This window comes from Microcoleus sp. T3_D1 (assembly GCF_036700405.1).
Lineage (GTDB): Bacteria > Cyanobacteriota > Cyanobacteriia > Cyanobacteriales > Microcoleaceae > Microcoleus.
In genome coordinates this window covers 19,146-31,845 of the sequence record NZ_JAUBOV010000085.1, presented here as the reverse complement: position 1 = coordinate 31,845, position 12,700 = coordinate 19,146, and the positions used below count along the sequence as shown (strand labels likewise).

6 protein-coding genes and 1 pseudogene are annotated in these 12,700 nt (G+C 46.0%); 4 read left to right on the top strand and 3 right to left on the bottom strand.

The window, feature by feature from the left end:
• Nucleotides 1-1,271 precede the first annotated feature (1,271 nt).
• Together QT992_RS27835 and QT992_RS27830 are read left to right on the top strand one after the other, a co-directional pair.
• Nucleotides 1,272-2,615 (top strand): alkaline phosphatase PhoX, encoded by a 1,344-nt coding sequence (locus QT992_RS27835; RefSeq protein WP_333339128.1) that lies wholly within the window; start codon nucleotides 1,272-1,274, stop codon nucleotides 2,613-2,615.
• Nucleotides 2,616-2,772: 157 nt separating this feature from the next.
• Nucleotides 2,773-3,225: a DUF732 domain-containing protein gene (locus QT992_RS27830; RefSeq protein ID WP_333318885.1), complete on the top strand. Its 453-nt coding sequence runs from the start codon at nucleotides 2,773-2,775 to the stop codon at nucleotides 3,223-3,225.
• A 217-nt stretch (nucleotides 3,226-3,442) separates the two neighbouring features.
• Here QT992_RS27830 and QT992_RS27825 read toward each other — a convergent pair whose 3' ends face one another.
• The 3 genes and pseudogenes from QT992_RS27825 to QT992_RS27815 all read right to left on the bottom strand — a co-directional run bounded on the left by QT992_RS27825 (nucleotide 3,443) and on the right by QT992_RS27815 (nucleotide 9,126).
• Entirely contained in the window at nucleotides 3,443-4,321 is an 879-nt protein-coding gene (locus QT992_RS27825) for a DUF6585 family protein (protein WP_333318887.1), read from the bottom strand.
• Between the two features lie 292 nt (nucleotides 4,322-4,613).
• Nucleotides 4,614-5,252, bottom strand: a pseudogene (locus QT992_RS27820) (phycobilisome rod-core linker polypeptide); the annotation flags it as partial.
• A gap of 166 nt (nucleotides 5,253-5,418) precedes the next feature.
• Nucleotides 5,419-9,126 carry a WD40 domain-containing protein gene (locus QT992_RS27815; protein WP_333318889.1) on the bottom strand — a complete coding sequence of 1,236 codons (3,708 nt, stop codon included), beginning with the start codon at nucleotides 9,124-9,126 and terminating at the stop codon, nucleotides 5,419-5,421.
• A 583-nt stretch (nucleotides 9,127-9,709) separates the two neighbouring features.
• Here QT992_RS27815 and QT992_RS27810 point away from each other — a divergent pair.
• A complete protein-coding gene (locus tag QT992_RS27810) occupies nucleotides 9,710-10,423 on the top strand; it encodes a hypothetical protein (protein ID WP_333318891.1) in 714 nt (237 codons plus the stop codon).
• Nucleotides 10,424-10,510: 87 nt separating this feature from the next.
• The gene (locus QT992_RS27805; RefSeq protein ID WP_333318893.1) at nucleotides 10,511-12,445 is read left to right on the top strand and encodes a S8 family serine peptidase; all 1,935 of its coding nucleotides are present in this window, start codon (nucleotides 10,511-10,513) and stop codon (nucleotides 12,443-12,445) included.
• The last annotated feature ends 255 nt before the right edge of the window (nucleotides 12,446-12,700 follow it).

The following is a 12,700-nucleotide window of genomic DNA, read 5'->3' as shown; positions in this document are numbered from 1 at the left end:
GCTCGCACTGTAAATGCAAAACTGAGATGCTCCCCATCCCACAAACTTGTGGAAGTTATTTAATTCTCATTCCTTAAGATTAACTAACGCCGCGGGCCCGTGACAGACAGCACCCACAATGCCACGTGCTTCGTAAATAGCACGAATCCCAGCAAGTTCCTGGTTATCAGCAAAATCCCACATTGTACCGTGTCCCCAGCGTAGAAAATAGCCCCTTATTCTGCGGAGTCAATTTGTGCATGACTGAGAGTATTTCCCACTCGCGACACTTGCTGCCCGCCGCTTTTTGTGAGTTGTAATTTGCCGAGTAATTGACGTTTCTCCAAAACTATTTTTTCCCTATTTAATAGAAATTAGACAAGCCGTTGCATCGGGATTTTACGTGAGCGTTCTTCCCGAATAATTGTATACAAATTGGGTGAAATAAAATCGCTTAGGAATGAGAATTAAATAACTTCCACAAGTTTGTGGGATGGGCGGGCCGCCCATCCCACAATAACAATTAAAATTGTAAGTTATTTAATTCGCGATCCTTAACACTTCTCTTCCAACCTGCACAAGCTTTTAGTAATAGGCTTTGGCTAGCTTTTCGTAAATCTGAGAGACAGTTGCCAAAAATCAAACGGATGTTTGAATTTTAGCAATTTTAATAATTCTATTAACGCAAGGATAATCCTCAAAATCCGTATTCCCAGGCACTGCTTGCGAACGCGAATTAGGACTTTATAGCGGTTCTCATTAGGATGACGTACAGGCTCAGAATGCCGAAAAGAAGAAGCTCCTCGTTTGGAGTGTAGTGCATCCCATTGCAAACCGCTATCTCATTGTGCCAGTTTTGTAGAAATCCTCGAAGTCAGCCGAGTTGTAGGCGTAGAATTTGAAACCGCTATTATCCGGGTAGATGTTGAAGAAATAGAAGCTGTTAAACAAATTGTAGAAACTGGGTATAGTCAAAAATTAATGAATCAACTAAAGCCTCATAAACATACATCGACTAGATAAAAATTGACAATCAACAAACCTACATTTTTTTATAAAAACGTCTTTTTAGAAAGCAGATTTAGGTGCTGTCTACCTACAATGACCTACTAAAAAAAACGTCACCGGGCTGAACAGATAGAGCAACGAACAGCTCGGTTAGCGGCGCAATGACAAGCTGTTGGGATTGACTTTGAACAACTATGAAACAACCTTAATGAGAAGTTAAACTAACCTTATCTTGGTCTTGATGCAGGTTTAGTATGCTTTGTTTAATTCACCAGAAAAGACTGATGCAACTATCACGACGAAAGTTTTTTACCTTGGCAGGAGCGAGCGCTGCTGGCACTTTGATGATGTCTCCTCTAGAAGCGCTTTATGCCAGAAAGGCCAATGGTGAATCAGTATTTGGAGGAGGGTATGGGCCCCTCGTACCCGATCCGAATGGATTGTTAGATTTACCGCAGGGGTTTCAGTATCGGGCTTTTTCACGAACGGGCGAAATGATGAGCGACGGTTCCCCTGTGCCCGGCGGTCACGATGGCATGGCGGCTTTCCCAGGTCCCCAAAACACGATCATTCTGGTTCGCAATCACGAACTGAGTCCGAATTCTACAACACAAGTTGTGGGCCCAAATCCTTACGATCCTCTTTGCAAAGGCGGGACAACAACACTACAGGTTGGGCCCAATCGTCAGCTCATCAAGCACTACGTTTCGCTGAGCGGCACCTATCGAAATTGTGCGGGCGGCCCGACTCCCTGGGGTTCTTGGATTACTTCCGAGGAGGATGTCTCGACGCTGGCGACTAATAGACCTAGACCAAACGATGCAAGAAATGTATCGAAATCTCACGGCTACAACTTTGAAGTTCCGGCTCTGGCAACGGCTCCTGTGAATCCCGTACCTTTAGTTGCAATGGGACGGTTTAACCATGAAGCGGTGGCGATCGACCCCAAAACCGGAATTGTGTACGAAACTGAAGACCGAGGAGATGGCCTTTTCTATCGCTTTATCCCCAATGAAGTGAAGAATTTAAGCGCAGGGGGCACTCTCCAAGCGCTGAAGATTAAGAATATGCCGCAGGCAAAAACTTTTGCAGGGTTTCCCAAGGGCCAACCGATGTCGGTGGAATGGGTGACAATTGACAATCCTGACCCTGCTACGGATACGGTACGGGTCGAAGGTTTCGGTAAAGGTGCTGCCCAGTTTACTCGTGGGGAAGGCATCTGGTACGGCAATCGTGAAGTTTACTTCTGTTGCTCGAACGGTGGCTCTGTTGATCCTGCCACTGGCAGACCCAACGGATTTGGTCAGGTTTGGCGGTATCTTCCCGATCAAGATATGATCGAACTTTTTGTTGAGGCTAAATCGGCTGACGAACTCGATGGCCCTGACAACATTGTTGTGGCCCCTCATGGTGATCTGATCATTTGCGAAGATGGCGAGGATGAGCAGTTCGTGGTGGGTGTAACTCCTAACGGGGAACTGTATCGTTTCGCAAAAAATGCGCTCAACGATCGGGAGTTTGCCGGAGCCTGCTTCTCGCCGGACGGTCGAACTATGTTCGTTAATATCCAAACCCCAGGCATCACGTTTGCCATTTGGGGCCCTTGGAAGTCTCAACGAGGAGCATAACATTACTGCCTTGTAGTGCGAGCATTTTATTGGCCGGTAAAACGCTTAATGTTCGCACTATGTAATGACGAATCACGCCGGATTGTAGCAATATCCGGTGTGAGTTCTTCTCTATAAGCTTATGAAAATTTAAGGATTTGTGGGAGTTTGAAGAGTCGTGCCATACGTCAGCCGGTCGAAACAAGTGTTTTATTGTGTAGTAATGGTATTGAGTGCCTTTGCCGTTGACCTATTTCAATCTAGTGGTTCACTCGCTCAAATACCTGATGATTACGTTTGCTATATACAGAGGAGTAATGGTCAAACGATCGACTTAGGTAAGCTTTGTGGAAGTAGTGGCAGAGGTCGCCCGATCGCTTTACAGCCAAATGACCAGGCTTTTATTAATAATTACCAACGATCGTTGAGCAAACGGCTCAATTCATCCTCATCCGATGCGGTGTCTCGCGTTCAGCGAAATCCCCAAGCTGCTATCGAACGTGCGCGCGGGATATGTAATGCGCTCAGTGGGGGAATGTCGATCGACTTGCTGCAACCTAAAGGCAATGCTGAAGTTGATGCGCTTAACGCTCTGGCTCCTAAATATTACTGCCCTGAGTTTGACGACTGAGCAAGGAAGTCTGAGTGGAGCGATCGCACTCCCACAGATAACTGAACCGAACCGGAGCCTTTCGGGAAGCAGATACCCTTTTGGCACGTCACCTCTGAAGCTTGTCAAGCCTAACAACGTTGCTCATCACCCGCCACACACAGACAACCTCTGCATCATAACCGAGGGACTCTCAACGGTCGGCGTGCATGGGCGTTGTTATGCAGCTCACAGATAGCTATGCTTGATAGTATCCTTGCTGTCTAAGGAAACTGATTAGAACCTGAACATTGGGTACATCCGCAACTAGAATTGGGGCTGTATCTCTATATGTAGCTCTAGCTATAGATGTAGCTATATATATTTTGCCTTTCCTGACCCTAACACGACCAACCGTTGACCAAGGGATGCCTTGCCCATAAATCACAATTCCCTTTTTATGAAGACGGATAGGACCAAATTCAAGAGTATAGCCCTGATTATAAGCAGCGATCGCCTGTGGGAGTTGATGTTGGACTACCAGTACCTGCAATTTGTCCGCAAGATCTTCGGAGATACTAAGCAGTTTACCTTTGGGAAATTCTAGAGTGTAGGTACGACTCACCTCTACTGAAATAAATAAAATCCTACGATATAGGCTCTCTTGCCAAATTTGTAACTCCTCATAATGTGCAGATAGTCGATTGTTTGGTTTATCGTAAACAATGCCGTGTTCATAAACCAATATATTGTGTTTTCTATGCTGAATTGTCCGATAAATTATCCATATTCCGCCCCCCACACAAAAAATACTTGTTGTCAGTTTGAATAAAAAAGACACGCTAGTAGTAAGGATGAATCCTCCAATAATTAAAAGTATAGGAGCTACAATAATTGCTTTAATCCATCCTGGAAAACTACCACTCCTATATTGCTCCAAAAAGTTTCCTAACAAATGAGGCTCATTTTGAATTACGGAGACTTTAGTTGGCGGCAATTGAGGTGGTTCAGTTAAGCCGCGTCTTTGTATTTCGACTCTAATTACCTCTTGAGCTTCTTCTGTGTAATCAGAAATTACTAGAGCAGCAAACTCTAGTTCTCGATCGCTTTTCTGCCGCCATATTTCTTCAAGTGTCACTGTCAACTCCTCTTTCAAGAAATTGTGTTTATACAGTTAAATTTTTCAATTAAAACGACTATGTTTGCTGTCTAACTTAAGCATTACTTTATTTCCCCAATTGTTCTTTCCAAGGTTTTATCCATATTGGAATCTCCGGGTCGTCGCTGTTGCGGTACTCATCAGCCCTTTGGATTCATTTTAACTCGACTCTCACTGCCCGATCACCCTCTACCAAAAATCCCTCCATACACGTTTACCATAGCGAGGGATTTTTGTCAACCTACCAACTCAATTTTCTTGCAGTTTGTTGTTAGCTTCTGTCAGTAGCAGCTACTGGTTCAAAGCTTGGAACCACCAACTCACCATTCTGCTTAGTGAGTTGATTGTACAGCCTTTCGGTATTCGGGAAATTCGCAGCCGGCAGAGTCGGAAAGCGACGGTAAGGAACAGTATCCTCGCCAAACGCCTCGGCATATTCAACGCTGTTCAACATCGCGTTGATAAAGCCCTTAATCCCTTTACTTGCCAAGATTTGGTTGTACGTCCGAATCTCCGCTTGATTGCGGGGAGCGCGGCCCAAGAAGTGCTTCGTTCCCAACTCAATCACCTTAGTATTGGGATAAGGTGCGTAGAACTGTTTGACGTACAGCGACGAGCAGCCCAAAGCCTCAATGAACTCCTTGAGATTGATTTCATTGTTGCCCAGTTTGCTTTCTAGCGCCGTGAATTCATTCTTCACAACATACGGGTTGATGTCGCGCTCAAAAATTTGACGGTAAGCAGCTTGAATTAAAGTTTTCAAAGCTACTTTGTCCGAAGTATTCGTCAGCTTGAACACCTTAGTTTGTTCGCGCCGCTTGCTGACACTTTGAGCAATCCGACTTTGCAACTCGATATCGCCCCGATCGCCCGCAGCGCCCCATTCGATAAACCTCGGAGTTTCTTCCTCAGTCTCGACAGTTTGCTCGACAACAGAACCGCTGCGCGTAGTCACAAGCGAGCTTAACGAAGAGAACCTCTCTTCGTTAAGATCCGAAGAAAGGCAATCGCAGAAGTTTCGAGTTATTTACATTCTGTTACATAAGCGGGTTTATTTACGCCTACCTACTGAAATTTCATAATTGGTTTTCTATCGCTCCTAACGCCTTTAATGTTGCTTTTTGAGGTTCCGTTAATCCGGTTACTCCAGTAATATTCATGCCTTCATATAACCGATCGGGACGGAGAATCTTGAGACATTCTCCTGTTTGAACATTCCACAATCGCAGGGTTTCATCATAGCTACCACTGGCTAGAATCAGCGGACGATCTGAAGAAACGCCATCACAATGCGGTTGAAACGCAATAGAAATGACCGCTCCTGTGTGTCCTTGCAGCACTCGCAGGCACTGCCAAGTTGTTGTATCCCACAGGCGAATTGTGCGATCGGTACTGCTGCTTGCCATTAATCTACCGTCTGGGCTGAAAGCAATAGAACAAATCGAACTCGTATGTTCCTGCAAAGTAACGCAGCATTGACCTGTATTAATGTCCCACAACTTCAACAAATGGTCATCACCACCTGTTGCCAGCAAGTGCCCCTGGGGATGAAAGGCCGCTGTCCAGTTGCGACTGGTATGACCCTGCAAAGCCATACAACGCTCGCCAGTGTTTGCATTCCACACTCTGACTAACGGATCGTTACTCACGCTTGCTAGGAGATGAGCTTGCGGATGAAACGCGATTGCTAGTACATTCCAATGCCCCCCATCAAATAGGGTTTTAATCGTGGTTTCAGTAGTAATATCCCAGAACCGAATCATTGCATCGCCATGACCCATCACTAAAATATCGCTTTGAGGATGAAAGCCGATCGCTTGCACCCAATGGGTATGCTGGTAAACCGTCTTAAGACGACAGTCAAATGCAGTTTCTGAAGCTTGACTGAGAGTAGAAGGTTGAGCAATTACCTCAAACTCCCACAGGCATACCTTGCCACCCAAATCGGACGTAGCAAACCAGTTTTTTTGGGGATGAAACGCAGTACCCCAAACCTGTATAGTATGTTCTGCTATAACTTTCAAGCAGCGTCCAGTTGCTATATCCCAAATTCTTACTTGACCATTTTCACTGCCACTAACCAGTAGAGTTCCCTGGCTGTTGCAGGCGAGGGTTCTAAAAGCAATCATCTTTCCTTGCAAAGTTCTGGTACATTGCCCGATTGTTGTATCCCAAAATCTGATGGTTCCGTTAACGCTGCCACTGACAACGATCGAACTGTTCGAGAAACAGCCAATTGCGAAGACAGCATCTCCATCGCCTTGCGACAGAACTTTAAGACATCTTCTAGTCCGGACATCCCAGAGGCGAACGGTGCCATCGCTACTGCCACTTACCAAAATGCTGCTATCAGCAGTGTAGCCGATCGCATTTACAGGACCTTTGTGACCTTCCAAAGTATGGAGACAGTCCCCCGTTTCTAGATCCCAGATTTTGACTGAAGAATTTGCTCCACCCGTCGCCAGATGAGTACCGTCAGAATTAAAAGCAACTGACCACACCATATCTGTATGGACAAATGTCTGCAAACATTCTCCAGTCGAGACATCCCAGAGTCTGACTGTTAGTTCGGCCCCAGCACTCGCCAGTAGCCTGCTGTGAGGGTGAAATGCCAACCCAATACCTTGAGCCTGACTGCCTGAAAGCACCCTGAGACATTGCCCGGTTTGGACATCCCACAGTTCGATCGTATTGCCATCTTTACTGCAGGCAACTAGCTTACCGTCTGGGCTAAATATCGTTACTAGCACAGAATTACCAACGAACCAGCTTTGCAGGCATCTTCCTGTTGTGACATCCCACAACTTGACGAGATGATCGTAACCACCACTCACCAGCAATCGTCCGTCTGGGCTAAAATCCAAACCTTTCAAGACTAAAGAAGTGTGGGCTGCTAAGGTAAGCACTCGTTGACCTGTTGCCACCTGCCAAACACAAATCATGCCATCGTTACCGAGCTTTGCGACTAAGGTATTGTCTGGGCTGACGGCAACTGCATTGAGGCTGCCCAGTAATTCGGCAAAGACTGAGTTAATCAAATGGGTATCAGCTAAATTAACTTGTTTAAGCGACACTTGTCGCAAATCTGCTTGACGAATCGTTAAGCCAGAAAAATCATATCCACTCAGATCGGCGTGCAATTGAGATAGTAGATTGATTAAGTTACCAGCTCCATATCCCGATCGCAGGTGAGGTTCTCGTTTCAGGCGTTCTAGCATTGGCTGTAATTGTTGCGCGATCGCCTGTTGAGTGCCAAAATGACCCAACAGTTGAGCAATCAGAGGTTGCACGAGCGCTCGCAGTTGCGCCTCTCGAATGTAATCTTTTGCCTGCGCTTTTAACAGTGCGTAGGTTGATAATAATTGCGGTGCCTGCTGACAAATTTCATCACAAACAGTTTCGATCGACTTCTGTGTCATGTATTCCATGACAACAGGTTGCTGGGTAAATCCTTGAGTGCTGCATTCAATCAGCGATCGCCGCCGCAAGTATTCTAATGCTTCTAGCAGTTTGGCTTTAGAAAGCGCAGGGAAAAAATCATTTTGCAATTCCTGAGTTGTTACCCAGTCTCGATTAATAGCCAGCCAATACATTACCTGTTTTTCTATATCCGACAGACGATTGAATTGCCCATCAAGTAACAACCGAATTCCGTTAAAAACAGCAGTTTTTTCCTGTATAAACGCAGAAATATTGCCGTCAAATACTTCGCTAATCGAGGTGGCGACAATCTTTAAAGCCAGAGGATTTCCCCCATAAAGTTCATTAAGCTGTTGGCGATCGGCATCTGAACCGCTCAAAGACTTACTTGAGAAAATGCCATCGCTTTCTGCAGCGCTTAAACCGATCGTTTGCAGTACCCGCACTAGAGAGAGTTCTCCTGCTAGAACCGCAACTTCGTCTGGTTTTTCACGACTGGTAAAGACTAAACAGCTTTGATGGCTGCTCTCGCCAACACGCTGCAACAATTGTCCGTAGCCTTCATACTGAGGTAAATAGTGCCCGGCTCGATCGCCGCTCTGCAAGATCGATTCGCCATTATCTAGAATCAGCAGACAGCGATGTTTTTGCAAGTATTGCAATAAACGAGAAGTTTGTTCGTAAGTCGATCGAGGCAGCTCAATGTCTTGTTGCTGGGAAAGTATTAGAATTAGGTCTTTGAGCAAGTCTTCTAGGGGAGGCGCGTTCCGCAGCGATCGCCACACAACAAACTCGAAGTGTTCTTGAATCTGCTGGGCCAGTTTTACTGACAGTGCGGTTTTGCCAATGCCACCCATCCCTAACAGGGCGACTAATCGACAGCGATCCCACACTATCCACTGGGTTAGCTTGCCTAATTCTTGAGTGCGTCCGTGAAAAATGGAGACATCGATCGCTTCTCCCCAATCACAAAGAGGATCCACATTGAGGCAGCCGATCGCAGTGGCTGGTGTTTGGGCCAGGCTAGCTTGATGGTCAGCAAGAACAGGAGCATTCTTTTGTTTTTCTGTGTCTTGTCCCTGTTGTTGTGCAATTATTTGTCCGGCCGCAAGGCGTTCTATACAAGCACGAAAGCTTTTCTTCGTTACAGATTCGCCAAAGGCAGTTGATAAACGTTGCCATAACTGGGGTGCAAAGGTACGGCTGAGGTAGCTGGCAGAGTAGTTAGTTGTCTGTGCGATCGCTTCGTAGGTTTGTCCCAACCACGCACCTCTAAGCAGCGCAATTTCCATAGCAGTCAGAGGATTGCCCGTGCGATTTTTCACCAGCCGATCGACCCATTCAAGTCCGTGTTCCAGCTCCATACTTTATCGATAAAAGTATTAATTGTTACAAAAATTACCTATCGAACAATATTTCCTTTGAAGCTTACCAAATAATTTACGAATTTCAGCTATTGACAGGAAACGGATTTTGTGAATTGCAATGCGGTTAAATTTTTTGGACTCTAACCGACTGCCAGAAGTTGGCTCAAACTCCTTTAAGTTCAACAGTTTGGCTGTGGCAGATACCCTGCACGAACTTGCTCTGTGGAAAATCTATCTGTAACGCGAAGTTTATCTATCGACATGAAAGCCTGAATTCGAGATGCTGGTACACATGATGCAAACAACACCTTGCATTAGATTGAGAATAAATCGAATTAGAAATCAGCCAGTCCCAAAAATTATCGTATCCTATCGTGTAGGCGCGAGCGACCGCAATAACTATGCTTCGTATTCTGGACTTTAACCCGCACTATCCTGCTGCATAAAGTCCGCACTACAAACAGTTTTTGTTATGGTAATCGATCGGACACGAACTCGGTTATCTGCTTGCTAAAACTTGCCGATAATTGCAAATATTTGTGAGACCAAACCGATGAAATTACAAAAATCAATCCTAACAATGAAAGCAAAATTTGTTTCTACAGTCATGGGAATTTCACTGTTAAGCGTACCGGTGCTGTCTGATATTACCAATGCCCAAACCCCATCACCCGCCCTGCAAACCGGATTGCAATTTCAAGCATCTGAGGAATTCAATGTCGGTGCAGTAACTACTTTATCTGTCACTACAACTTACCAAGTAGACTCAGGCAAGTGTGTCGGTCAGTTCTACCACCCTAATATGGAGACTCACAGCCGCACCCACGAAGAGCTAGTCTTCGGGAGAGCAGCCTTCATTTCCCAAACTACGCCACCCGCTCCAGGGTTGCGCGTTACTATCAGAAATGTCACCCCCGGGCTCGATCGCAACCCTTCTCCTTATACCGATCGCGGATACGATAAAGCTCCAATGTCGCAAGGATTTAAAGTGTCTTTTGACATCACACACAAGGGTAGCTATTTAGCCGTACAACCTGGCAATAACGACTTTTCCTATGAGATAAAACGCGGTAATACTATCATTGAATCCGGTACTTTCACCGCCAGAATCGATCGCAGAAATCAAAGCACCACCCGCAACGAAAATTTCAGTTGGAACATGGGCTTTGGCTTAAATGACGACAAAAAGCGGTGTCAACAACAGCCTGCTTCCCAGCAGAATGGCTTCCCAATACCGCCCCTCGATTGGCCGCCTAACATCCCAAGAGATTTGTTTAGGGATATGAAGCCGTAATTAAACGACTAAAAAGCAAATGCACCGACAGCACCTAAGTGATGTCTAGTTTTGCGTGAAAAAATTTTGGAATTTGGCATAACTTCTATGAACATCGATCCTGTAAATATCAACTTATCTACTTTCCTCGATCGCCACAATCTGCTGCTAGCCAGTAACATGAAAAGCCCGATGGCACTTCCCAACAATTTCAACGATTTGATGGCAAGATTCAACCATGTCAGCGAGGCAATAAACAATCAAAGTGGCGATCGCATCAATGGACTGAATGATGATGACATCCTGTTGGGCGATGCCGGCAACGATACGATTTGGGGGAATGCTGGCAGCGATTTGCTCGCGGGCGACGCGGGGCTAGATGTATTAATCGGCGGGACTGAGAGCGATATCTTCGTGTTGGAAGAGCAGGAAGGAACTGATATTCTCACTGACTTTAATCTTAACGAGCGCGATCGGCTCGGTTTAGCTGCGGGGTTAACCCTTGATGAATTAATCGTTTATCAAGGCACAGGCGACAACAGCGACAGTACATTAATTAGCACTAAGACTGGGAATTTGCTGGCAATTATCAAAAACACCAGTGCCAGCGCGATCGACAATTCAGCCTTCCTCACTTTAAAACCTCCTGGATCTGTAACCAGCCTGGGCGATCGGGCCATGCGATCGGATCTCGCTAGAGAACAGTTTAAGGTAGATGGCACTGGCGTAAAAATCGGGGTTATATCTAATGGTTTCAACAGGTTGGGTGGAGCCGCCAAAGATATTGAAAGTGGCAACTTGCCTGCAAAAGTCAAGATATTAGCAGAAGAGCCGGATAATAACTTATCTGCGCCTAATGATGAAGGCAGGGCTATGCTGCAACTCATTCACGATATTGCTCCGGGAGCAGATTTGTTATTTCATACAGACAGACCTGTCGGTCAGTTTAACAGCTTTCTAGAATTTTCCAAAGCAAGTGAAAGGGTAATGGCTGATGGCATTCGCGCGCTGGCAGCACAGGGAGCTCAAATCATTGTGGATGATTCGAGATTCCCATCTCAACCGATGTTCCAGGATGGAATTGTTGCCCGAGCGATCGAGGAAGTCACTAAAAAGGGAGTTGTCTACTTTACTGCGGCGGGTAATAGCGATCGCGCTAGCTATCAAAGTGCTTTCAACTCGGCTGGTTTCTTTGCTGGTTTTGGAGAATTGCATGACTTCGATCCGGGGATTGGGGTCGATATCTATCAAAGCATCACGCTAGAGAAAGGTGATTCCTTCAGCCTCTCATTCCAATGGGACTCACCGATGGGTCGATCGACTAACGACCTCGATATTTACTTTGTTGACAGTACAAAACAAAAAGTATTGGCTCGCAGTATGCTGTCAAATGTAGGAGGAGATCCGATCGAGCTTCTCACATTCCGCAATGATGGGTCCTTTGGCTCCGATCGATTCAATCTCATGATTGCCAAGCGATCGGGTGCGGATCCCAGTTTGATGAAGTATATAGCGGGCGGTTCCGCTACCTTCAAAATCAACAATTACAACACCAATAGTTCAACGGTATATGGCAATGCGAATGCCAGAGGAGTCGCAGCAGTCGGGGCAGCCTCTTACTTGCTCACCCCTAAATACGGTGTAAATCCTGCAATATTGGAAAACTTTTCTTCGGCTGGCGGCACTCCTATTTTGTTTGATGAAAAGGGCGATCGTCTATCTAAACCTGAGTTGCGCCCGCAGCCGAGTTTCGTCGCTCCCAACAATACCAATACGACGTTCTTTGGCAACGATATTCTGGAAGATGCTGACAGTTTCCCCAATTTCGCGGGCACATCTGCAGCGGTTCCTCATGCGGCGGCAGTTGCGGCTTTGATGCTGCAAGCAAATCCCTACTTAAGCCCAGCGGACATTAATAGAGTCCTAGCGCAAACGGCTTTGGATATGGACGATCCAAACACGCCCGGTTTTGATGTTGGATTTGACCTTGCCAGTGGATATGGTTTGATTCAAGCCGATCGGGCGATCGAGCTAATTAGTTAAAAGTGTTCGGTTGTAGGCATTAGGTAATAGCTATGAGGTGATAGAGTTCGGTTGTAGGTGTTAGGTTTGAGGTGTGAGGCTATTTTCGCAAGTTGCCGAAATTAGCATTTCATATCATCCCATCAGCGTTTATCCGCGTTTATCCGCTAAGGAATGAGAATTAAATAACTTAGAATTTTGATGGTTCTTGTGGGATGGGCGTCCCGCCCGTCCAGAAAGGGCGGGCTATAAGCCCAACCCCTACTCCCCACTTTC

Bases quoted from the DNA above. Each gene is read 5' to 3' on its own strand.
- QT992_RS27805 (WP_333318893.1), top strand. From the start codon at position 10,511: ATGAACATCGATCCTGTAAATATCAACTTATCTACTTTCCTCGATCGC.
- QT992_RS27815 (WP_333318889.1), bottom strand. From the start codon at position 9,126: ATGGAGCTGGAACACGGACTTGAATGGGTCGATCGGCTGGTGAAAAAT.
- QT992_RS27810 (WP_333318891.1), top strand. From the start codon at position 9,710: ATGAAAGCAAAATTTGTTTCTACAGTCATGGGAATTTCACTGTTAAGC.
- QT992_RS27835 (WP_333339128.1), top strand. From the start codon at position 1,272: ATGCAACTATCACGACGAAAGTTTTTTACCTTGGCAGGAGCGAGCGCT.